Annotated in this window: 18 protein-coding genes; 9 read left to right on the top strand and 9 right to left on the bottom strand. The window is 48.8% G+C overall.

Features of this window, described 5'->3' with window-relative positions; genetic code table 11:
• The first annotated feature begins 84 nt into the window (after positions 1-84).
• Complete coding sequence (locus tag GU926_RS03365; RefSeq protein WP_160689011.1) at positions 85-717, top strand: cytochrome c oxidase subunit 3; 633 nt, start codon at positions 85-87, stop codon at positions 715-717.
• 33 nt (positions 718-750) lie between these two features.
• Here GU926_RS03365 and GU926_RS03360 read toward each other — a convergent pair whose 3' ends face one another.
• Entirely contained in the window at positions 751-1,476 is a 726-nt protein-coding gene (locus tag GU926_RS03360) for a response regulator transcription factor (protein ID WP_160689009.1), read from the bottom strand.
• Positions 1,477-1,485: 9 nt separating this feature from the next.
• On the bottom strand, positions 1,486-3,696 hold the full coding sequence (locus GU926_RS03355; RefSeq protein ID WP_160689006.1) for a sensor histidine kinase: 2,211 nt from the start codon (positions 3,694-3,696) through the stop codon (positions 1,486-1,488).
• Positions 3,697-3,842: 146 nt separating this feature from the next.
• On the opposite strand from GU926_RS03355, the gene GU926_RS03350 reads away from it, so the two are divergent.
• The 3 genes from GU926_RS03350 (at position 3,843) to GU926_RS03340 (ending at position 7,932) form a co-directional block, all read left to right on the top strand.
• Positions 3,843-5,165 (top strand): T9SS type A sorting domain-containing protein, encoded by a 1,323-nt coding sequence (locus GU926_RS03350; RefSeq protein ID WP_160689004.1) that lies wholly within the window; start codon positions 3,843-3,845, stop codon positions 5,163-5,165.
• Positions 5,166-5,270: 105 nt separating this feature from the next.
• On the top strand, positions 5,271-7,244 hold the full coding sequence (locus GU926_RS03345) for a M1 family aminopeptidase (protein ID WP_160689001.1): 1,974 nt from the start codon (positions 5,271-5,273) through the stop codon (positions 7,242-7,244).
• 217 nt (positions 7,245-7,461) lie between these two features.
• Positions 7,462-7,932 carry a hypothetical protein gene (locus tag GU926_RS03340; RefSeq protein ID WP_160688999.1) on the top strand — a complete coding sequence of 157 codons (471 nt, stop codon included), beginning with the start codon at positions 7,462-7,464 and terminating at the stop codon, positions 7,930-7,932.
• 78 nt (positions 7,933-8,010) lie between these two features.
• On the opposite strand, the gene GU926_RS03335 is transcribed toward GU926_RS03340, so the two are convergent.
• From GU926_RS03335 to GU926_RS03325, 3 genes are all read right to left on the bottom strand, one after another.
• A complete protein-coding gene (locus tag GU926_RS03335) occupies positions 8,011-8,439 on the bottom strand; it encodes a DUF2147 domain-containing protein (protein ID WP_160688997.1) in 429 nt (142 codons plus the stop codon).
• Positions 8,440-9,518: 1,079 nt separating this feature from the next.
• Complete coding sequence (locus tag GU926_RS03330; RefSeq protein WP_160688995.1) at positions 9,519-9,914, bottom strand: group III truncated hemoglobin; 396 nt, start codon at positions 9,912-9,914, stop codon at positions 9,519-9,521.
• A gap of 987 nt (positions 9,915-10,901) precedes the next feature.
• The gene (locus GU926_RS03325; protein WP_160688992.1) at positions 10,902-11,492 is read right to left on the bottom strand and encodes a C40 family peptidase; all 591 of its coding nucleotides are present in this window, start codon (positions 11,490-11,492) and stop codon (positions 10,902-10,904) included.
• Positions 11,493-11,619: 127 nt separating this feature from the next.
• Between GU926_RS03325 and GU926_RS03320 the strand changes: the two genes are divergently transcribed.
• A complete protein-coding gene (locus tag GU926_RS03320) occupies positions 11,620-13,425 on the top strand; it encodes a M61 family metallopeptidase (RefSeq protein WP_232058415.1) in 1,806 nt (601 codons plus the stop codon).
• Between the two features lie 131 nt (positions 13,426-13,556).
• On the opposite strand, the gene GU926_RS03315 is transcribed toward GU926_RS03320, so the two are convergent.
• Entirely contained in the window at positions 13,557-15,506 is a 1,950-nt protein-coding gene (locus GU926_RS03315; protein WP_160688990.1) for a KUP/HAK/KT family potassium transporter, read from the bottom strand.
• 387 nt (positions 15,507-15,893) lie between these two features.
• Between GU926_RS03315 and GU926_RS03310 the strand changes: the two genes are divergently transcribed.
• Positions 15,894-16,310 carry a hypothetical protein gene (locus tag GU926_RS03310; protein WP_160688988.1) on the top strand — a complete coding sequence of 139 codons (417 nt, stop codon included), beginning with the start codon at positions 15,894-15,896 and terminating at the stop codon, positions 16,308-16,310.
• A gap of 79 nt (positions 16,311-16,389) precedes the next feature.
• Here GU926_RS03310 and GU926_RS03305 read toward each other — a convergent pair whose 3' ends face one another.
• The 3 genes from GU926_RS03305 to GU926_RS03300 all read right to left on the bottom strand — a co-directional run bounded on the left by GU926_RS03305 (position 16,390) and on the right by GU926_RS03300 (position 20,958).
• On the bottom strand, positions 16,390-17,010 hold the full coding sequence (locus GU926_RS03305) for an FKBP-type peptidyl-prolyl cis-trans isomerase (protein ID WP_160688986.1): 621 nt from the start codon (positions 17,008-17,010) through the stop codon (positions 16,390-16,392).
• Between the two features lie 102 nt (positions 17,011-17,112).
• Positions 17,113-17,244 carry a hypothetical protein gene (locus GU926_RS18555; protein ID WP_262886151.1) on the bottom strand — a complete coding sequence of 44 codons (132 nt, stop codon included), beginning with the start codon at positions 17,242-17,244 and terminating at the stop codon, positions 17,113-17,115.
• A gap of 309 nt (positions 17,245-17,553) precedes the next feature.
• On the bottom strand, positions 17,554-20,958 hold the full coding sequence (locus GU926_RS03300; RefSeq protein WP_160688984.1) for a methylmalonyl-CoA mutase family protein: 3,405 nt from the start codon (positions 20,956-20,958) through the stop codon (positions 17,554-17,556).
• 188 nt (positions 20,959-21,146) lie between these two features.
• Here GU926_RS03300 and GU926_RS03295 point away from each other — a divergent pair, with 188 nt between their 5' ends.
• The 3 genes from GU926_RS03295 to GU926_RS03285 all read left to right on the top strand — a co-directional run bounded on the left by GU926_RS03295 (position 21,147) and on the right by GU926_RS03285 (position 23,832).
• Positions 21,147-21,794: a trimeric intracellular cation channel family protein gene (locus tag GU926_RS03295; RefSeq protein WP_160688982.1), complete on the top strand. Its 648-nt coding sequence runs from the start codon at positions 21,147-21,149 to the stop codon at positions 21,792-21,794.
• Positions 21,795-22,017: 223 nt separating this feature from the next.
• Positions 22,018-22,446, top strand: a complete 429-nt coding sequence (locus GU926_RS03290; protein WP_160688980.1) for a hypothetical protein — start codon at positions 22,018-22,020, stop codon at positions 22,444-22,446.
• 303 nt (positions 22,447-22,749) lie between these two features.
• Positions 22,750-23,832 (top strand): efflux RND transporter periplasmic adaptor subunit, encoded by a 1,083-nt coding sequence (locus GU926_RS03285; protein WP_160688978.1) that lies wholly within the window; start codon positions 22,750-22,752, stop codon positions 23,830-23,832.
• Positions 23,833-23,854 lie beyond the last annotated feature (22 nt).

Below are 23,854 nucleotides of genomic sequence, written 5' to 3'. Positions count from 1 at the left end.
CATTTGCCTCACCGCCAGGGTATTATGGAGTAGTTGGGTCCGCCAAAAGGACAGGGAGCGGTGTGGGCTATTAGAGAAAACCAGATGAATTCTGAGAATCAAAATAAAGTGGGCGCAGGCAGGTCTTCCAGGTTTGAGAAGATAGAGAGGATTCCGCCTTTGAAGATGCTTTTGTACATGAGCATGGCCGGGATGGGTATTCTGTTCCTGGTGGTGATCATGTTGTTTCTGCATCGGGTTATGACGCTGCCGTTTTCTTATGTGTTTAAAGTCCCCAAGCTATTCTCCTTAAGTACGGTCATTCTTCTGGTAAGCGGCTTCTTCATTCATTACGTGCCCATGTTCTACCGGCAGGACAACCTGCTGCAGTTAAAACGCAATATGCGCTGGACTTTGGTGCTGGGCATTGTGTTTACGCTGTCTCAGGTGGTGGCCTGGTATGAGATGACGCAGAGCGGCGTTTATTTCTCGGGTCAGGCGGTGGGAACGTACTTGTACTTGCTATCAGCCATGCATCTTTTGCACCTGGCTGGCGGGTTGGCGTTTCTCTCCGTGTTGTTTTTAAAGGTGAACCGGGCGGCCTCTGACCCGATCAGGCACCTGGTGTACATCCGGGACCCCTTCCGGCGCATGCAGTTGGAAATGCTCAGAACCTACTGGCATTTCATGGATGGGCTCTGGCTTGCCTTGTACTTTGTCTTCGTTTTTGCCCTATAATCCAGAAAATAGGCAAAAAACGGTCATTGCCTTCTAACTGATGGACAAGACTGCAGGCGCTAACAACCTGAAACCGTTGCCGTGCACGTTCACAATCTCCACCGAAGGGTCTGCCTTCAAGTACTTTCTAAGTTTGGTCACAAATACGTCCATGCTTCGGGCGGTGAAGTAATTGTCATCTCCCCAGATTTTGCTCAGGGCTAGCTCGCGGGGTAATACATCATTCATGTGCTGGCAGAGCAGGAGCAGGAGGTCAGCTTCTTTGGGTGACAGCTTCTGGATTTGCGGGCCTTGGGTGATTTGCCGGGTTCTGGCGTTGAACTGAAAAGTCCCAATCTGGTACTCTACCAAATTCTTCTGCTGAGCTGGAGACCCAGTGCTTGTCTTGCGCTGCAAAATTGCCTTGAGCTTGCACAGAAGAATCTCTGAGTCAAATGGTTTGGTAATGTAGTCATCGGCGCCCAGTTTGAATCCTTCCAGCATGTCTGCCTTCATGGCTTTGGCTGTTAAGAACACCAACGGCATCTGTGGGTTCTCTTTCTTGATGTCGGCGGCCAGCGAAAATCCGTCTTTTAGAGGCATCATCACATCCAGAATGCAGGCGTCAAAGGTGCCTTCCTGGAAGGCTTTCAAACCCTGCAGACCGTCTGTGCAGAGGGTGACATGGTAGTCATGCAGCTCCAGGTAATCTTTCAAGACCATCCCAAAGTTAGGATCATCTTCTACTAACAATAAACGGGTTTCTGCCTGCGCGGTCATAAAAAAGGATTAGAAGATGGTCAATCTGGTTGCGGAGGTTTGCGGGACTTTGGGTAACCATAAAGTGAAGTGACTTCCTTTGCCTAGTTCACTGCGCACGTGAATGTTACCTGCGTGGGCCTCAGCCATGGTTTTAACATAACTCAAGCCCAGCCCGAAGCCTTTTACATTGTGCACGTTGCCCGTAGGCACGCGGTAGAATTTGTCAAACACCCGCTTCTGGGCTTCGCGGGACATACCCAATCCCTGGTCTTCTACCGTTATGTGCACCCCGTTCGCCACCATGGCCGTCTGAATCACAATCCTGGGTGCCTCTGGCGAATACTTGTTGGCATTGTCTAATAGGTTGGCAATCATGTTGGCCAGATGCTCTGGGTCTGCCTGAATAACGGGATGCGTGGCATCCAATTTCAGGTCTAACTGGCCCTGGCGCTGGGCAATGTGCAGTTGGAAGGGCTCTATGGTTTTCTGGATGAGGGCGTGCACATCGGTTTCCTGGAGGGCTAGTTGCAGGTCATTGCGTTCCATTTGGGCGGTCTGCAGCACTTTTTCCACCTGCTGGTGCATACGCTTGTTTTCGTCCTTGATAATGCGGGCGTAGAAATCAACCTTGGCTTCTTCTTTGCGCACTTTGGGGTTTACCAAAGCGTCTAAGGCAAGAGAGATGGTGGCAATAGGCGTTTTGAACTCATGCGTCATGTTGTTGATGAAGTCGTTCTTGATTTCTGAGAGCTTCTTCTGACGCAGAATGGTGTAGAGGGTAAAGGAAAAGGTGATGAGAATGACCAGCGTGAAGAGCACAGAAATAGAGGTAGGCAACAACAGGCTTTGCCAGACAAACGCCTCGCGGTGCGGAAAATCTAAAGTGAGGAAACTGGGCGCCGACAGCACGTCATTGGGGAACAACCTAACCTGATAGCCTTGCATGTTTACCAAAGGAACGTCTCCTGAAATGGTGGAAGTGGTTAGCAGAATGGCGGGAGAGGCAGCACTGTTTTCTGATTGGTGCAGCTTCAGGTGATACGGGGTTAGAATCTGACGGGCTTTTAACTCAGCGGCCAGCAGATCCTCCATTTTTAATTGTTGCAAGCGTTCCTGCAGAGGCTTTCCTTTCCGGACATACTCCACCGCCATTTGCTGCATAACTTTCTCTAATCCTTTCTCTGCCTTGGCCGCAGCCACTTGCTGTCTGGCTTCCTGCTGCTTTTTGGCTGTTAACAGGGTAGACGTTTTTGCTGGTTGGTGTTGTTTCTTTTCCTGCGGATTTGATTTTCTGTAGACGGGAGTTGGCGGAGCACTTTCATACACAACGGTCTTATATTTCCTTGGTAAGACAGTGTCTTTGGGTGCGCCATAAGTGAATGTTTTGCCATAAGGCACTATGCGCAAGGTGTCTGTGTAAATGTTGATCACCTTGTCCTTTACGTTCACCGAACTAATGCTTTTTACCGGAATTGTCTGGTAGAATTCCTTGCTTCTCTTGAGAAAGGCTGAGTCATTGGCCAGGCGTACAACCAAAGAGGTGTCAGGCCTATTTCTTTTGATTGCCCGGCTATGCACCCTCCCGAAGAGCGAGTCTGCCTTTCTGGCCTGGGCGTTCAAGACCTTCCAGACAATGATGGAGTCTGCCCGTGTATTGCCAAATACGTGGGTGAAGTTTACGTGGCTGCTATCTGGCTTCCCTGACCGTACCACCATGTTATTACTAATGCTCCCAGCTTGGGCACGCGCAAAGTTTTGTCCCGAAGAGAATTGCTGAGCCATGGCGGCTCTTTTCATAACGCTTTCATTAGAGGAGACGGTGGTTCCTGAAGCCACCGTTATGTGCTTAGGAAACAAGACCACAGGTGGATCTGGTCTTTCCTCCTCCGTGATGACATAGGTAGTGGTAACATTTGAAAAAGGAGTAGGCGCCACTGGCGGGGCAACCTGTGCTTTAACAGATGTTCTTTGCACTGTTTGGTCTATTAACTGTTTTTCGGTCTGGCTTGGCTCGAGCACGGCCCGGCGCAGTTGGGGAGCTTCCTGTTTTAAGAACTGTATCTTCTCCTGGGTCTCCAATTTGTTGGCCACTTGCAACAGGGCGTCTTGCACGTTACGGTCAAACACCTGAGCCTCCATCTGCACGGCATGGTGAATCCAGTACACCTGAAAAGCAATCAATCCCAGCAGGGAGACGCTCATGAGGGCAATGACCAGGACCAGTGTTTTCTTTCTCATCTCTACAAAGATAGGCGCTATCTCAAGGCTTTTCTCAACATTAACTTTTCCTTAACAGACTTTAACAGAGCCTTAACCCATTTCTTAACAGCGGCGCGGTAATATTGTGTCCATCAACTACATACCCACCTCTAATATACCTAGATATGAAACTGAAATCAAATTATGCCGCGGTCTTTCTAACCCTGGTGGCCCTAGGCGGGTTTACCAGCTCCAAGGCCGTGGCCCAGAAGAAGAAAAAGGCGCTGGCCCAGGAAAAGACCACATTCCATGTGTTTAAAGATCAGAACGGGCAACTAGTGGAAGTAGACACCCTAGTTCAGCTAACAGAAGCGCAATTGGCCAAACACCAGCAACTACTGTACATGGTAAGACAGCAGCATAATGGAAAGGACATCTTATTCCTGAGGCCTTCTAAAGCGGGCTCTGACACGCTGCGAATACGAGGATTTGCCCGAACCTTCACGGGCTTGGAAGGGCAGGAGGGTGCTAGGCATCAGTTGCTAAGAACCCTTGAGGATTCAACCAAAGAGCGGACGGTTAAATTAAGAATCATAAAAAAGGAAAATGACACCTTTTATGCTTTGGACACCACGTTGGTGGTGCCGGCGGGCGTTTCTCAGATGACGGCGATGAAAGGTTTAAAACTGGATGAGCGTTCCATGACCGCGTTGGGAGCCAAACCTCTGGAGACGTCTGAGTTCACCGTTGGAGATGGATTGACTGCCACCCGTATCTTTTCTAAAGAAGGTAAGAACACTGTAAAAGCCATTACCATTCAGTCCATTTCTTCAGACTCATCCTTTAAAATTGTAAACGGCAAAATTACAGTTTCTGGCCAGGAGGGAAGAAGGTGGGTGACGAGCCTTGACGAGAAAGACAACCCGCTGCTAGGACACACCTTTTACCTGCGCAAATCACTTAATGGAGATTCCTTAGCACCAAGTAAACTACTAGGCGTACCAGACAGCATGTTCCGGATAAGAATTGATTCCCTGTTTGCCAACAGATCCATTTTTATAGAAAAGGATTCTGCAAGTGGTATCAAAGTGGTTAGAATCAGAGAAAATGGTAAGCTTGGAGACGTGGCTAATTTTCGGCTGGCGGTTCCCGCGAAAGGTGAAACGAGGCAGATTATCGTTCTGAGGTCTTCTCCCACTACCATTGGCAAGAAAGGCATACAAGCAACCGGCAGCAAGGAGGCAAAGGCAGGCAAAGAAATGGAAGTACGCCTGTATCCTAATCCTACCAGCGGCCGATTCACGGTTTCGTTTACCATAGACAAGAAGTCTGATACGCGTTTGCGCGTGGTAGACAGCACTGGCAAAACTGTATTGGAAGAGAACGCAGGTCTGCAGAAAGGCACCTTCACCAGAGACCTGGACCTTAGCAGGTTTGGCAAGGGCGTGTACATCTTGCAAATTCTCTCTGGAAAGAACGTGCGCTCAGAAAGAATTGTAGTGCAATAATTTGTAAGCAAGACATGACAAAGCCCGGCAATTGCCGGGCTTTGTTTGTTTATATATGCTGTAGGTTCAGTACCTTAGTTTTTCAGATACTTATTAGGGTACCTTATGAACTCGTCCACTATACTCAGGTTGTTTTTCTTGCTGCTTTTCGGCTTGGCTGGTGCCGTCCAATCAACCAAGGCCCAAACGCTGCCTATCCCTGAGCATGAATGCGCCATTTCCCGAAAGACGGCCACTCCACAACCCTTAGCGGATGGCATTACTTCTTTAGCGCACCGTGACCTCATGCGCCAGTATGACGTGCATTGGTACAAGCTGGACCTAAACATGGAACGTAATTCTTTGGAAGTAGGCGGAACGGTGACTATCCTGGCAACTGCCCTGCAGGATATGACGCAGTTCGCGTTTGAGTTGCACAGCAATTTTACCATATCCAGTTTGGTGGTAAATGGTGTAACTGCTTCAGTGAATAGACAGGGAGGGGAGGCGGTAGTGGCCTTGCCTTCTACAGTTCAAAAGAATGGCAACTTTACCGTTCAAATTACCTATGCCGGGTTTGCACCTTCTGGGGCTAGTGCGGCTATTGGGAATGGGTTTAATACGGGCGTGGCGCAGCCTTGGGGCAGTCAGGTTACTTGGTCTCTGAGCGAGCCCTTTGCCGCTTATGAATGGTTTCCAGTGAAACAGTTGCTGTCAGACAAGGCAGACTCTGTAACCGTGTGGGTCACTACAGATGAAACCAACAAAGTAGGTTCTAACGGGTTGTTGCAAAGGATTACGCCCCTGCCCAACCAGAAGCACCGCTATGAATGGAAGTCCAACTACCCTATTGCCTATTACCTTATTTCAGTGGCGGTGGCGCAGTACCAGGAGTATTCTTATACCGTGGCGCTGCCGGGCGTGGCACAGCCTATGTTGGTGCAGAATTACGTGTATCAGCATCCTAATCTGCTAAACACCTTCAAGTTTCAGATTGACCAGACGGGGCCATTGCTACAACTGTTCTCTGGGCTTTACGGCACCTATCCCTTCTACAAAGAAAAGTACGGGCACAGCATGGCGCCTATAGGCGGAGGCATGGAGCACCAGACCATGACCACGCAGTCTAGTTTCAATTTTACTTTGACGGCCCATGAGCTGGCGCACCAATGGTGGGGAGACGAGGTGACCTGCCAGGATTGGAGTCACATCTGGCTCAACGAGGGCTTCGCTTCTTATTCAGAATACATTGCGTTGCAAAACCTGATTCCAGCAGATGCGCGGGGGTGGTTGAATTCTGCCCATCAAAGTGCGCTGTCTCAGCCGCTGGGTTCTGTGTTTGTGAAGGACAGTACCAATGTGAGCCGCATTTTCAGTTCGGCGCTTACGTACCGCAAAGGGGCCTTTGTGCTGCATATGCTTCGGAAAGTCGTAAAACAAGATGCCGTATTCTTCCAGGTTCTGCAGGAGTACCGGCGCGAATTCATGTACAGCGTGGCAGACACCCGGGATTTTCAGCGGGTGGCCGAGCGAGTTTCTGGGCTGAACCTGCAGACGTTCTTTGATCAGTGGGTGTATGGCGAAGGATATCCGCAGGTAGACCTCACCTGGGCGCAACAAGGGAAAGAAGTGGTGTTAAAGACGGCCCAGACCGGATCAAGCCCCGCCACCCCAGTTTTTGTCACCGAGGTGGAATATCTAATCCATACAGATGCCGTAGATACGTTAGTAGTTTTGCCGCTGAGGCAGGCTTCAGAAATCTATACCTTTCAAGTAAGGGGATCCGTGCAGAGCATTGAGGTAGATCCTGCGCAATGGCTGCTTAATACGGTGGTATCCAACAAGCAAGATGTCACCTTGTTGCAAGAACTTAATTCCAACGTGGTGGTGTATCCTAACCCCACCGCCGGCAGGCTTTTTGTAAGAGGCGGCCAAGGCCCCTGGGATGAGGCTGTGGTGGTAGACTTGTTGGGCAGAACCATCAAGAAAGTATCTCTGGCCCATGGCTTTTTAGACGTGCCGGACGTGCGGCCGGGACCCTACGTACTACGCCTGAAAAAGGGAGGAACTTACAGCTTTATAAGGTTTTTGAAATTGTAAGCCAGAATAAATACTATGTTTTTTCAGTAATTATTCAACAAAATTTAGAATATTCAGTTTAAAGCTTTGCAATGAACCTTGAAAGGTGTGCTCGTTTTTGGCCCATTTTCCGGAAAACAGACCAAAAACGGCACTTGGCTAGGCATTGCATCGGCTTTTAACATCTCTCTCCGGTCGCTGGACAAGAGGTATCCTTAACTCATAGAAAATTGGAAGTATGACTACTGAAACTGCTTTTGAATTAGAGATAAAACACCGTCTGGTAGATGAATGCATCAGGTTGCAGACAGACTTTGTAGACAATGCGCGCTATGCCATGGAAGAAGCGCAGGAGAGTGCCAATGACAGCCAGGGAGCCATTGAAGACAAGTTTGAGTCGTTCAGGGAAGCCTGTCATATTCAGCGAGACATGTTTGCCAAGCAATTGGATGAGGCCATTGGCAAGATGAGCATCTTAAAGCGCATTGTGCGCAACAAGGTAAATGAAGACATTTCTCTGGGATCTGTGGTGCGCACAGACTCGCAGAACTATTTTATCTCTGTGAGTTTGGGAGAGGTTTCCATTGACGGAGAGAAGTTCTATGCCATCTCAGCGGCCTCGCCGGTATTCCAGGCTATGGCAGGAAAAGTGAAGGGAGACACGTTCACGTTCAGAGACAAGCAGATTAAAATTACAGACCTTTGTTAAGCGCATAGGTTTTAGGAACAACAGAAAGGGCTCCCCAATTGGGGAGCCCTTTCTGTTGTTGGTTTTGTACGCCTTAGCTTAGTTAACGCGGGTCCAGGTCTGTGAACGCCCAATGAGCGAGATGCCAATGTAGCCTTTCACTTCAAGTTTGTCTTTGCTTAGCACCTTCATGTAAGAAGAATAAGTCTTCCCAGATTTTGGATCGTAGATGGTGCCATCATCCCATTTACCGGCCTCATCGGGCTCAAAGCCCTTTAAGAACACAAGGCCCATGATGGGGCGTTTCTGGAGTTTAGGGTCTGGGTTGAACTGGTCCACCTTGGGCTTTCCATCACGGTTGGGTTCTTTCAGCCATGTGATCTTGCCGCAGAGTTTGTCGCCGCACTGGTAAATCTCAAATCTGGCGTCTTTTTCTTCGTTGGTCCAGGTGCCGATAGGAGAGCCTTTCTGAGCCCAACCCAAAGTTGCAAGGCAGAGGAAGAGCGCAAGTAAAAAGAACTTTTTCATACAGTTTGTTTAGTTTGTTTGTTTTGTATGGGAATATAGCAATAAATGGTCCAATTCCATAGCGGCTTTTCCCAACTATCAAAAATTTACCTTCCGGCACTATCTATTAAGGAATGGCTGGCATAGGAATTTACTTTGACTGTTGGTAATCTACGTTGGTTTTGCAAGCACTTGAGATAAGCGCATTTACGTGGTTTTCTGTAGAAATAGACTATAATGCGAATGACTTGGCTACTATCATGGTAGTCCAGCTAGTCATTGTCGTAACCAGCTTTAAATAGCCCGCTGTAGGAAAAGAAGAGTCTTGAGATAGGTAGCGGCTTGGGCTTTTATCAATAATTGAACTGGTGAATTAATAATTGAATGCCTGCCCACAAAGGAGATTTATGACTAGAATTTACTGGTTGCCGATGTAGGGATTCTACTAAGGAAAGGCATGGCAAATAATTAATTTCCCTCACGCAGAGAAGGTTAGCGCAGGACGATTTTTTTCAATAAACCTTTTGAACTATCCGGGCGTCTTTTAACTTTATAAAACGGAAGCGAGTGCTCCGGGCTCTTCCTGGAAGCCATAAGGTATTTGGCAGTACAGTTGAGTTTATGTTGTACTTAAAGAAAGGAGGTAAAAGTGTCTAATCCCAGTAAGAATGTATCAAGCCTAGCTCATGTGTCAACCGTTAATCGAGTTGAAGCTTGCTAAGACTCTGGTCTCACTGGCGAATCCGGCATGAGGTAGCCAGGCATTTGAGGGAGGCAGTTCCTTCCTATGTTGCTTGATACCATTTCAAAGGATTCCGTACCCGGCTACTGCAGTGGCCGGGTATTTTTTTGCCCAAAATTTCAGAAGACACAGGATAAGAGACTTCAGCCTTTATCTTACTTTATATGTACCCTATCGTTTTTAGCTTGTTTTCGGGGAAATAAGCCAAAAACGGCAGCCTAGGTAGTTTACTACAGGCTGCTATCAGTTTTGAAAGTCTGAAGAAAATGTTGCTAGTATTTCGGATTTACAGCTTCAGAAAGCAAAAGGCGGTGTTATTCAATGACTCTTTTCTGCCAAAGGTCAAGCTTTGCATTTCCTACACCAAGGTAATCTTATCGGTACCTTTCATGCCTTCTATGCGTCTTTCAAAGTTAGTGGCCATGATGTACGCACGGTTTTTGGCTTCTTCGGCCACAGGGCCTTCAAAGTAGCGATCAACTGTGGCCGTGAAAAGCGCCATCCAACGGTTAAAATGCTCGCCCTCCACGGGCATGGTGGCGTGCTTGGCAAACGGATTACCCACATAGCCCTTCACCCCGAACAGGGCGGCGTTCCAGAAAGTGTACATTTTCTCAAGGTGGGCCTGCCAGTAGGTGTTCAGCCTGAAAAGGAAAATAGGGGCCAGCAATTCGTCCTGCCGCACCAGCGTGTAAAACTCGTCTACCAGTACTTTTATGTCCTCAATATTGGTTATGTCTTCTTTCTGTGTCATGCGTTTATCATAAATTAGGTGATGATGTGCTATAGAGCCCATCCACTAAAGGCCATTTGAAGAAACCGGACCTACCTGGGATGCTGCAAGGTATTACTCTGCCTTCAATCAGGAAGTTTTCTGGCCTCCCTTTGCTTAAACGCTCACCATGTAGGGCATCACCATACATAGCTTCGTTCTCCTGAAGGCTCTCTACTGGAATGGCCAGTCCATTGCGCACTGTAAATGAGATCCTAAGGAAGCCTTTCTTACTGGAGGGTTCTGGCTGACGATGCGAAAAAAAATCCCAGTCTCCCAGTTGGCAGGAGTCCAGTTCAAGGTTGATCAGAGATTTGAAGGAGCCAGTGGTCTAGGGACTGCATCCACAAAAATCCGGATTGTGCTTTTGTCTTCCATGCTTAAAAATTTTAAACAGTACTTTTGATATGGTTGGTTTCTTTTCGCCGGGTTTAACAATCCAATTTACGGTAAAAACCAGCCTACCATGACAACAACGATATAAGACTAAGTTAAAACGTCTGTTTGCCCCCTTGACATGGCTTATATCTTGGTAGCTGTTTTTGCAGGAGGTGACCAATTGGGATTTACTCAACAGGGGTGAATTAAATTAAAAGAAATTAGTACAAGGTCTTAGCGGTACAAATACCTGTAATTGTGAACCAGCACAAAGGTGCGTATAATTATTGCTTCTCATCGCGTAAAGGCTACAAGATAAAGGTGTCTTAAGCATATGCGGTAAGAAACTTTGGGGTGGGGCAGATCGATCGGGGCGCTTCTTCGCCTTGAGGATGACCTTTACTAAACCTTACTTTGCCTTTTTATGGAACACTCAGCCGTAATGGCTTTCATCCATAAGATGGTCCTTTCCATAGGCCGTTTTTTGGCTGTTTTAGCGAAAATACCGCAAAAACGACACGCGCACCTGAAATCAAACACAGTCACATAGGTCAGAAGTCAGGGCTACGCTATTAATCCAACTCGTCTCAGTTAGGGCAGAATGCGGCGCACGTCCAGGAAGCGTTTTTCATACAGGGTGCCCATCACCTCACTCACTTTGACGCCGCCGTTGGATGAGGAATGGACGAACTGGATTTTCTTTTCGGGGCCGGTCATCACGATTCCTACATGACCAGGAGTGCGGTCTTTAACGTTGGTGCCAGTGAAAATGAGCAGATCTCCTTTTCTGGCTTGGTCTAGAGGAACAGAAACGCCCTCTTTGGCTTGCAGGCTGGACCCGTGCGGAATGTCTACCCCAAATTTCTTGTATACATAGGTTGTAAAGCCAGAGCAGTCAAAGCCTTCATCAGTGGCACCGCCGTAATTGTATTCTACGCCGTAGCGCTGCAAGGCAAAGGCTACAATGCTGTCGGCCTTGGAGGCGTAATTTCCTTCCAATACATTTAGAGAGGCGCGGCTCTCCGGTTCCTGCGCGGCAGAATCTTTGTGGAACACCTTGTCGCGGCCGTCTTTGCTGGTACGGGTGATGAGGGCGGTTTTGTCACCAGATTCGCCGGTAAATACTTTCACTAACAGTATCACTAAGAGGGCTATTCCAAACCCAATCCATATCTTTTTCATGGTAATGTCTTTGGCGTGCATACGTTGAGAAGGTACCGCGTGGTTGGCTCCAGGACCGGGTTGCCTTGGAAAAAATGGCATTTAGCCGTATTATTAGGCCTCAACCAAAACTATACGTCCTGTATCTATGATGAAAATATCCTTTAGAAGGAGTGCCTGCCTGCTGGTTCTACTGGCCTTGGTGTTCACCTCCTCGGCGTTTGCCGCACCTACCATCCATTACCAGGTATCTATGCCAGAGCCGCATACGCACTACTTTGAAGTAGAAATGCGCCTTTCTGGTTTCAACAAAAAAACCGTGGACCTGAAGATGCCTACCTGGGCGCCTGGTTCTTACCTAATTAGGGAGTTCGCTAAAAACGTAGAGGGCTTTGAGGCCCTGAACGGTGGAACCAAAGTGCCCGCCACTAAAATCAACAAAAACACCTGGCGCGTATCAACCAAAGGCAAGGACTTGACGGTTCGCTACAAGGTGTATGCCTATGAAGTGAGCGTGCGCACCAGTTTCCTGGATGCCAGCCATGGCTATATCAACGGCACCAGCGTTTTTCTGTACCCAGACGGCCAGGTGAACCTGCCTTCTACGGTGACCATTGTGCCCTTCAACGGCTGGACCAAGGTGTCTACAGGCTTGCCATCTGTGGCCGGAAAAGAATTCACTTACCAGGCGGCTGACTATGATATTCTCGCGGATTCTCCGTTTGAGATTGGCAACCATGAAATCTTCACCTTTACCACCAACGGCGTGCCCCATGAAGTGGCCATGTACGGAGATGCCAACTATGACGCCAAACGCCTGATGGCTGACATGCAGAAGGTAACCGAGGAGGCAGTGAAGGTCTTCGGGGAGTTGCCCGTGAAGCGCTACGTTTTTATAGTGCAGAACCTGCAGAACGGCGGCGGCGGACTAGAGCATTTGAACTCCACCACCTTGCAGGCCACCCGTTCCACCTATGGGACAGAGCGCGGCTATGAAGGCTTCCTGAACCTGGTGGCCCATGAGTACTTCCACCTCTGGAACGTGAAGCGCCTGCGCCCCATCGCCTTGGGGCCGTTCAATTATGACCAGGAGAATTACACCAACATGCTATGGGTATCAGAGGGCTTTACCAGCTACTACGCAGACCTGATAGTAAAACGCAGCGGCTATACCACCGTGAAGGAGTTTTTGGATGATATGGCCGCGGGCATTACCAGCGCTGAGAACTCGCCGGGCAACAAGGCCATGTCTGCCGCTGAGTCCAGCTTCAACGCCTGGATCAAACAATACCGCCCAGATGAGAACTCTTACAACACCTTCTTGTCTTATTACAGCAAAGGCGCCATTTTAGGCATGCTCCTGGACCTGGAAATCAGAAAGTCTACCAATGGAGCCAAAGGCTTAGATGATGCCATGGATGGTCTGTATGACGAATACTATAAGAAAAAAGGAAGAGGCTACACCGACAATGAATTCCAGGAAGGCATGGAAAAAGCAGCCGGCCATTCTTTGAATAGTTTCTTCCAGAAATACGCGTATGGCGTAGAGACCCCAGATTACAATGCCTATTTTGCCACCGTGGGAGTGCAATTGGTAGACGTGAACAAAGACAGCAATGATCCTTTATTAGGCGCTGGCATTTCCATGACCAGCGGCAAACCCGTAGTAACTTCGGTTACGCGCAACGGCAGCGCCTGGCAAGGTGGCTTGAACGTGCAAGACGAAATCATTGGCATGAATGGTTACCGCGTCACCGAAGACATCAACAAAATCATTCCTAGCTATGCCGTAGGAGATGTAGTGGAGTTGGTAGTAAGCCGCGGCGGCCAGTTGATGATCCTGCCTATCAAGCTTCTTAAAAACCAGACGGTGAAGTACCAGGCTCAAATGTTGCCCAACGCCACTGAGGCCCAGAAAAAGCAGTTACAAGCCTGGCTAGATTCCAAGAAATAAGCTGTCAACCAGCAAGTAGCTAGTTTAGGCTAGCTTATAAAAAGAGAAAGGCCCCGGAAGAAATTCTTCCGGGGCCTTTCTCTTTTGTCGTTTTTGGCCTGTTTTCTGGAAAACAAGCCAAAAACGACGTATTAACTCACGCGATGCAAATCTACCTCGCGGGCAGGGTTGATGATGAGCGGCACCTTCTCCACTTTCACAGAGCTGGTGTCCAGGCCAAACCATTTGCCCTCAGAGGTGGTGAACTGCTTCACGTTGAAATACGACTGCATGACGGTGTTTTCCCAGAAGGGTAGGTCGTTCTCATAGCTCAGGAATTTCTCCAGCACCACAAACCTAAAGTCCCCGATCATGTTCTGCTTGTTGAGAGAGCTATAGCGGCTGGTGATGTCTACCTCGCCGTTCTTTACCAGGTCTTCCACCACTTTCCGGAAAAACAGGTTAATGCGTTGCTCCACCCTAAACCCTAGCCTGAAGTCAATCCTGATCACGTCTTTTCCGTCCAGCATGGTAGCCTTGTATTCCATGGTATAAGGCTCGTCCATGGTCTTCACGTGAATGAACCAGTAGATGTCTGCGCGCTTGGGCCGCTTCTGGAAGATGGAATAGATGATTTTGGACTCAATCTCAGAGGTGCGGTCGGCGCTGGACATGAACACCAGGTGCGTAGTGTATTTAGGAATAGAGGTATCGTCCCGTAGGTTCCTGAGCTGCTCCAGATAGTCTTTAATGGGCACGTACTCTGTAAGGCGCTTTTTAATGTAAAAGGCTTTTCGCCAGATGTACATGAGCGTGATGACCAGAATGGCGATGGTGAGTGAGAACCAGCCGCCATCTTTAAACTTTACCAGGTTAGCCACAAAGAACGAACCTTCAATGGCCAGATACAGAACCAGGAACGCCAGCACCCAAATCTTAGCCACCCGTTTGGTGAACAAGTAATAGCTGAGCAGGGTGGTGGTCATGAGCATGGTGATGGTGATGGCCATACCATACGCCGCCTCCATATTCGCGGACTCCTTGAAGATTAAAACCACTACCACGCAACCAATCCAGAGCAGCAGGTTAATGCTGGGCACGTAAATCTGACCCTTCACATTAGTAGGGTAGATGAGCCGCACCTTCGGCCAGAAATTCAACCGGATGGCCTCACTGATCAAGGTGAAAGAACCCGTGATCAGGGCCTGACTGGCAATCACCGCGGCAATGGTGGCAATCCCAATACCTATGATAAGGAACCACTCCGGCATGACGGCATAGAAAGGGTTGGCAATGGGAAGGGAGGGAAGAAGTTCTCCGGTGTGTTGCATCAGCCAGGCGCCCTGCCCAAAATAATTGAGAAGCAGACAGGTCTTTACAAAGGTCCAGCTAATCCTGATGTTCTCCTTGCCGCAGTGGCCTAAGTCTGAATACAGGGCCTCCGCCCCGGTGGTACACAAAAAAACCGCTCCAAGAATCCAGAAGCCACCCGGGGTGGTAAATAGCAACTGGTAGGCATAATACGGGTTAATAGCCGACAGAATTTCTGGATGCTCCATCACCGAAGCCACTCCCAAAGCGCCCAGCATGGTAAACCAGATGAACATGATCGGGCCAAAAGCCTTGCCCACAATCTGCGTCCCGAAGCTCTGCAACAAAAACAGCAACGTGAGGATCACAATCACGATGGGCATTGTGGGAATGTGCGGGTAAATGAGCTCCAAACCCTCCACCGCCGAGGAAACGGAGATGGGTGGGGTGATGATCCCATCGGCCAACAGGGCGCTGCCGCCAATAATGGCCGGCACGGTCAGCCATTTGGCATGCCGCCTCACTAGAGCATATAGAGAGAAGATGCCACCTTCACCGTTGTTGTCTGCCCGCAAAATGAGCACTACGTATTTTAAGGTGGTCTGTATGGTCAGGGTCCAGACCACGCAGGAAATACCGCCGTAGACTAGGGTTTCACTGATGGCGCGTTCCCCCATGATGGCTTTCATCACATACAACGGGGACGTGCCGATGTCACCGTAAATGATGCCCAATGCAATAAGTAAACTGCCGCCGGTAATGCGCGTGGCAGAATGACTGGTACTACTCATAATGTTCTATCAAATGAATCGCTCATCCAATCCCTTCTACCTTGACCTATCAACCAAAGAGACTCTATCTTCTGGCAGTGGTACCTCAAAACCGGGTATTCTGAATGAGGCGCCAAAATTAGCAGACCCACTTCAATATTAACCAGATTGGTGCATTTATTTTTAGCACGGTTTCTCCCTAAAGGACCTATGAATTCTCTGTTATATGAATTTAGTATTTTAAACTTTTACTTAATTGGGATATTTTAATACCCAGTATTTTTTTAGTGAAAATATTTTGTAGAACAGATATATAAATCAGTATCTTAGAATAGGATGGAACAGTGGGTTGACTAAAGGAAATAGTATAAAAGTAAGCGCATTCTATAGATCATAGTATATACCCGAATGTTGAAGTTCGAGACTGATTTTTACCAGGTCTCACTGGATGCCTCTCATCTGGTGGCCATTCTTCATTGGAAGCGAGACGTCACCCTGCCCGAGTTCCAGGAAGGGTGCCTGGCCTTGCAGGAGGTGATCCGACATCACCAATTGACCCGGTGGCTCATCAACTCCACGCACCGAGGCTTTTTAGCTCCAGATGCAGAAGAATGGTTGAATGCCCACGTATTTGCCGGCGCCCTAGAAAGGCTAAAACAACACCAGGTAGCGTTTGTCATGACTGAGGAGAATTACCTGGGCCTGGTGCTAGACTATTCTTTGCTGCGGGCCAGCCACCAGAACCTTCCCATAGAGATCAATTATTTCACCAGTCTGCCAGAGGCCCTGCACTGGCTGGTGCATGAGCACACCATGCTTAGGTGAGGGAAATCGAAATTCCATAGAAACAAGAAAGGCCACCGGGTAAGCGGTGGCCTTTCTTTGTTTAAAAGTATGCTTCGGATTAGTGCACTTTTAACAATTCCACATCAAAAATAAGCGTGGCATTGGGTCCTATGTCTCCGCCTGCGCCTCTTGTGCCGTACGCTAAGTCGCCGGGGATGTAAAGTCTCCACTTATCTCCTTCTTTCATGAGTTGCAGAGCTTCGGTCCAGCCGGCAATCACGCCGTTCACCGGGATCGTAGCAGGCTCACCGCGCTCATACGAAGAGTCAAACACGGTGCCGTCAATCAAGGTGCCATGATAGTGGGTAGTGACGTTGGAGCTCTTAGACGGCGTCTTGCCAGAACCACTTTCCAACACCTCATACTGCAGGCCGCTTGGCAAGGAAGTCACGCCAGATTTGCCTTTGTTTTCTTGTAAGAAAGCTTCGCCCTCTTTCTTGTTCTGCTCACCAGACGCGCCCGCAGAGGCCTGCTGCTTCTCTTGCATCTGCATTTGCAACTGCATCATACTGGACTGGATTTCTTCTTGAGACAACTGGGACGGCTTTCCGCTCAAAGCCTCTTTGAGGCCCATTAGCAAGGCATCTGCCTCAATGCTAATGCCTTGCTTAGTGAAGTTGGCGGCCATGTCACGACCAATGATGTAACTGATTTTCTGGTTTAGGTCTTTTAATTCCATAGTTATTCTTTTGTACGGGTAAAGGTACGGTTTCTGGTAAAATATGGTGGTGCCAAACAGAAAACCCCGCATAGGCGGGGCTTTCTGTTTGGCTGGTCTGGATTATAAATACAGGTGATAGTCCTCGTCAGATAAGTCAATAATGATATTGTCTTCTGTAGACAGCCACGAGGTTGCCAATACTCCTAATACGCCAAGTATTAAAATGGAAGAAATGGTAGAGATGCTTTTCATGGCCGAATCATTTTATGGTTATATGTTTAACGTAAAATTATACTACCAAGTTCACTACAGTATTACGGCCAAGTTACCTTTCTGTGAAGCTGTTACCCATAAGGTTACCCCTAGACAATAGCAATTAATCCAACAGAGAGATAAAGTTCGTTTTTAGCTTATTTTCCAGAAAACAAGCTAAAAACGATGACCTTTTCTGGGAAGCCTCCTGATGAGTCTACCACAAAAAAAAGGAGCCAGCGTAAACCGGCTCCCTTTATAACTAATACTTGACTCGCGACTCCCAGACCCAGGACTCGCGATTAAACGTTACATATTGCGTCTGTACTGACCACCCACCTCAAACAACGCATTGGTGATTTGGCCCAGTGAACAGTGTTTGGACACTTCCATCAAGGCTTCAAAGATGTTGCCATTCTGTACTGCTACTTCCTGCAAAGCTTTCAACAAGGCCGGGGCTTTGTCGGCGTGGCGGGCGTGCAACTCCTGCAGCATAGAAATCTGGTACTGCTTTTCTTCCTCGGTGGCTCTGATGACTTCAGAAGGAATAACCGTAGGAGAACCAGTGCTGCTCAGGAAGGTGTTCACGCCAATGATTGGGTACTCACCGGTGTGCTTGAGCGTCTCATAGTACAAGCTTTCTTCCTGAATCTTGCCGCGCTGGTACATAGTTTCCATAGCACCCAACACGCCACCGCGCTCGGTGATGCGGTCAAACTCCAGCAATACTGCCTCTTCTACCAGATCCGTTAGTTCTTCAATGATGAAGGAGCCTTGCAATGGGTTCTCGTTTTTAGCCAGACCCAACTCACGGTTAATGATCAACTGAATGGCCATGGCTCTACGCACTGATGCTTCAGTTGGGGTAGTGATGGCCTCATCATAAGCGTTTGTGTGCAACGAGTTACAGTTGTCGTAAATCGCGTACAGCGCCTGCAAGGTGGTCCTGATGTCATTGAAGTCAATCTCCTGTGCATGCAAAGAACGTCCCGAAGTCTGGATATGGTACTTCAACATCTGCGAACGGGCGTTGGCGCCGTACTTTAGTTTCATAGCCTTCGCCCATATTCTTCTGGCCACGCGACCAATCACCGCATACTCTGGGTCAATGCCGTTGGAGAAGAAGAAGCTCAGGTTAGGTGCAAAGGCGTTGATGTCCATGCCACGGCTCACGTAGTACTCCACAAACGTAAAGCCGTTGGCCAGCGTGAAGGCTAGCTGCGAGATAGGGTTGGCGCCCGCCTCAGCGATGTGGTAGCCAGAGATAGACACCGAGTAGAAGTTGCGAACGTTGTGGTCAATGAAGTACTGCTGAACGTCGCCCATCAAACGCAAGGCGAACTCAGTGGAGAAGATACAGGTGTTCTGCGCCTGGTCTTCTTTCAAGATATCAGCCTGCACCGTTCCTCGTACTGAAGTCAAGGTGCGCTCCTTGATTTGATTATATACTTCGGCTGGCAATACCTGGTCACCGGTTACCCCTAAGAGCATTAAGCCTAAGCCATCGTTGCCGTCTGGTAACCCGCCTTGGTAGGTAGGGCGTTTTTGGCCTGTTTTCTGGAAAATAGCCTCAATTCGGCTATTCACCTCAGATTCCAATCCGTTCTCTTTAATGTAGAGTTCGCACTGCTGATCAATGGCGGCGTTCATGAAGAAGCCCGTCAGCATAGCGGCCGGACCATTGATGGTCATGGACACCGAGGTCATCGGGTCAGCCAGGTTGAAGCCCGAATACAGTTTCTTGGCATCATCCAGACAGGCAATACTTACCCCTGAGTTACCAATCTTACCGTAAATATCCGGGCGCAGATCTGGGTCCTCGCCATATAAAGTAACGGAGTCAAAGGCGGTAGATAAACGCTTGGCTGGCAAACCTTTACTCACGTAGTGGAAACGACGGTTGGTGCGTTCAGGTCCACCTTCGCCGGCAAACATTCGGGTTGGGTCTTCGCCTTCACGCTTGAAAGGGAACACGCCCGCGGTGTAAGGGAATTCACCCGGTACGTTCTCCTGCAGATTCCATTTCAGCAAATCGCCCCAAGCCTCATAGCGCGGCGTGGCCACTTTAGGAATCTCTAATTGGGAAAGGCTGGTCGTGTGCGTCTTTACCTTCAGGACTTTGTCGCGCACCTTGAACTCGTAGAACTCGTTTTTATAGCTCTGGCGTTTCTCTGGCCACTGCTCTAACAGCTTCTTATTCTGGCCGTCCAGTCTTAAAGCAGTTTCTTCAAAGGCATACTCTAAGCCCTTAATCAGGCGGTCTTTATCTTCTACCTCAATAGCTTGAATAGCCTCAATGGACTGACGAATGCCGTAAAGTTTCTGCGCTACGCTGGCTTGTTCCTGCACCCACTTGTCATAGGCGCGGTTGTTCTCAGAAATCTCAGAAAGGTAGCGCGTGCGGGCAGGAGGGATGATGTAGACTTTCTCTGACATCTCCCCAGTGGCTTGCAGATTAGAGGCAAAGGCCACCCCGGTTTTCTCCGTAATTTTAGCAATCACCGCTTTGTACAGACGGTTCATGCCTGGGTCGTTGAATTGCGAAGCGATGGTCCCGAACACCGGAATGTCGTCATCGTTCACATCCCAAAGCTGGTGGTTGCGCTTGTATTGTTTCTTCACGTCCCGGATGGCGTCCAAAGCCCCTCGCTTGTCAAACTTGTTAAGCGCAATGATGTCTGCGAAGTCCAGCATGTCAATCTTCTCCAGCTGCGTGGCGGCTCCGTATTCTGGGGTCATCACGTACAAGCTGGCGTTGGAATGCTCAATAATCTCGGTATCTGACTGGCCAATGCCCGAGGTTTCCAAGATAATCAAATCAAACTGAGCGGCTTTTACCACGTCTACGGCATCCTGCACGTACTTACTTAAAGCCAAATTGCTTTGGCGCGTAGCCAAAGAACGCATGTAGACGCGGCTGTTGCTGATGGCGTTCATGCGTATTCTATCACCTAATAAAGCACCACCAGTTTTGCGCTTAGATGGGTCTACTGAGATGATGGCAATGTTTTTATCTGGGAAGTCGGCTAGGAAACGGCGCACCAACTCATCAACCAATGAGGACTTACCAGCTCCACCAGTTCCAGTAATACCCAGCACAGGCGTAGCTAGTTCTTTATTGGCTTTCTGTTGTTCAACACCCGCCAACAACTGCTCTTTTACCTTGGCAAACTCCTCAGGGAAGTTCTCGGCGGCAGAAATTAAACGGGCAATGGATTTAGCGTCTTTGTCTTTTAGGTGCTTTACTTCGCCGTTTAGATTTTGACCCGTCGGGAAGTCGCATTTCTCAAGCATGTCATTAATCATGCCCTGCAAGCCCATCGCGCGTCCATCGTCTGGTGAGTAAATGCGGGCAATGCCGTAGCCGTGCAGTTCTTCAATCTCAGTGGGCAGAATCACCCCGCCACCGCCGCCAAAGATGCGCACATGGCCGCTTCCGCGCTCGTTGAGCAGGTCATACATGTATTTGAAGTACTCCAGGTGACCACCTTGGTAACTGGTGATGGCAATGGCTTGGGCGTCTTCCTGAATGGCGCAGTCCACAATCTCCTGCACGGAGCGGTTGTGACCCAGGTGAATCACCTCGGCGCCCGAGGACTGAATAATGCGGCGCATGATGTTGATGGCGGCGTCATGGCCGTCAAAAAGTGCCGCAGCGGTGACAATTCTAATATGGTTGACCGGTTTATACGGCTGAACAGCAGAAACTGACATTTGTTAGGTTGCTAGTGTACGTTATCGCGAAAGTACGAATTTTCAAATAGATTGCAGGGAAGGGCCCTAACTCTCTATAGTCGTTTTTGGCTTCTTTTCTGGAAAACAGGCCAAAAACGGCATTCGTTCAGGGGTGCTTCTTTCCTTTTACACCGTTTTGCGTAGCTTACCGTCAAATTATCAAACCCATGCCTCAGCTTCCTCTCACAGATATTCCCATCACAGAAATTCCCGTATCAGCGCTGATTCCGGCCATTGACATTCTGGGGACGTTTGTGTTTGCCATCAGTGGCACGCTCACGGCGGCTTCAAAAAAACTGGACCCGTTTGGGGCTTCAGTGATTGCCTTTGTGACAGCCTTAGGCGGAGGAACCCTGCGCGATGTGCTGCTGGACGTGAAGCCAGTGTGGGTGCAGGATGAGAAGTTGCTGATTACAGTGTTTGTATCTGTGGTGGTGACGCTGTTGTTCAGGAGCAAGGTGGAGAAGTACCGCAAGACCATGTTTCTCTTTGACAGCGTGGGCATTGCCATGTTTACCGTGTTGGGAATTGAAAAAGCCCTTAGAATGGGAGTACCGCCCACCATAGCCCTGGTCATGGGGGTGGTGTCGGCGGTGTTTGGCGGGGTGGTGCGCGATATTCTCTGCAATGATATTCCCTTGATCTTCAGAAGAGAAATTTACGCCACTGCATGCCTGGCCGGCGGACTGGTTTTTCTCATTATGCGCCTAGCTCCCATGTCCGGCGACCTGCCCATCCTGGTGGCCGTGAGCATCATCATCACTATACGAGTGTTGGCCGTGAAGCTGAAATGGTCCTTTCCTAATTTGAATTAACTTGCGTGCCCGTAATTCTATTCCCAATTCTACGCAGAATCACTTGACCCAAAAATCACCTCTTGCAACGATAAGGTAAGGTTTTAATCCAGAAACGGTTGTGGAAGGGAGATACTAGCGGCCTTTGTAGATTTGACTTTTGGAAGACTCAATAGGTCAGGAAATTATTATTTAACGAGGATGTCTTGCCTATCTCACCATCCCGACCTAATTTTGGGGCAGAATGATAAAGGCGTTCACTACATTACTCTTATCTCTGTGCATTTTCCTGCTGGGCGGCAATACCCAATTGCTGGCACAGGTAAAGCAACAAGAGGCCTTTTATCCTTCGCATACCTCTCAGCTGGCTGCTCTGGCCCAATTCAGGGAGGTACTGCAAGATCCAGTTTATACTCTTTCCTACTCCTTACCAACCTTTGAGCAGGCAGCTGACCTAATTGCCACCTCAGAAACGGTAACCGAGCTAGAAGAAGACCAAGCCGGAAGTTTCAAATATGACAAAGGTGGGAGTGACTTCCTTACGGCTATTTTATTCGCCGGGACCTTTGCGCACATTTTTTGGTCTATTATTCAGCGCTGCCGCTTCACCAGCCAGTTCGCTAATTTCTCTTTTCACCGGAGGTATCTCCTCTTCCGGGTTCTCCGAATCTGATTTTCATTTCGCCTAGGCAACTTCATTGCCTAATTGCCTGCCTATTTTCATTGGTTTCTGGTGGTTTCTGCCCACTGGAAAGTAAAGGCATGCTTTCTATTAGTTAATTCATTCGGCTTATTCTTGGTTGGCCCTCCGGTTGAGGGGACAGACAGTTAAAGTCTGGAAAGCAGTCTTTCCAACTAGGTATGCCCATTTTTAATTGCCCATTTCCCACCGCATGCTGGCGGCTGGCGGGCGCATTGTAGCCATCCTACACCCATTGTCATCACATCCATTTTTTTTTAATAATCCATATCTATCATGAAGCGAAATTTCATGCTCATAGCCTTTTGTGCCCTGTTGGGTCATACTGGTTGTGAATCAAAGAAGGAAGAAAAACACGAGGCTACCGAGTTTCAGGTAACCAGCCCACTGGTAAAAGACACCTTGATCACCAAGGAGTACGTGAGCCAAATCCACGCCATCAGCCACATAGAGGTGCGGGCGCTGGAAAAAGGCTATCTGCAGAAAATGTTTGTAGACGAGGGGCAGAAGGTTAGAAAGGGACAGCTCATGTTCCAGATCATGCCGGCCATGTACCAGGCAGAACTCCAGAAAGCCCAAGCAGAGGCCAGCTTTGCCAACATTGAATACCTGAACACCAAGAAGCTGGCATCCAGCAACATTGTGTCTCCTAATGAACTGGCTATGGCCAAAGCCAAGCTCAGCAAGGCCCAGGCAGACGTGTCACTAGCGAAAGTGCATTTAGGCTTTACCCAAATCAAAGCTCCTTTTGACGGCCTCATGGACCATCTGGAAGTAAGGCTGGGAAGCTTAGTAGACGAAGGCGAGTTGCTCACCACTCTTTCTGACAACAGCCAGATGTGGGTGTACTTTAACGTACCTGAGTCTGAGTACCTGGACTATAAAACCACCAACAAAAGCAGCAACATGCAAAAAGTGAAGCTGCAGATGGCCAACCAGCAGGTGTTTGAATACCCCGGCGAGGTAAAGACCATTGAGGCAGATTTCAACAATGAAACTGGGAACATTGCCTTCAGAGCCACTTTTCCTAACCCTAATGGCTTGTTACGCCATGGCGAGACCGGTAAAGTTTTGATGGAAGTACCCATGCGCAATGCCTTGCTTATTCCGCAGAAAGCCACATTTGAGGTGCTGGATAAAAAGTATGTCTACGTGTTGGACAAAAACAATGAGGTGAAGTCCAGAGAGATTACCGTTGCCTCAGAGCTGCCGCACATTTACGTGGTATCAAAGGGACTAAGCAAGGATGACAAGATTCTGCTGGAAGGCCTGCGCCTGGTTAGGGAAAACCAAAAGATCTATACCAAGTTTGTGGAGCCCGCCACCGCCATGTCTCAGTTAGAATTATACGCGGAGTAACTCACCTTTCTAGAAAGTAGAA

The sequence above is a fragment of the Nibribacter ruber genome (genome assembly GCF_009913235.1).
GTDB lineage: Bacteria > Bacteroidota > Bacteroidia > Cytophagales > Hymenobacteraceae > Nibribacter > Nibribacter ruber.
Note: the sequence above shows the minus strand (reverse complement) of the source record. Positions and strands in the feature narration are given on the sequence as shown.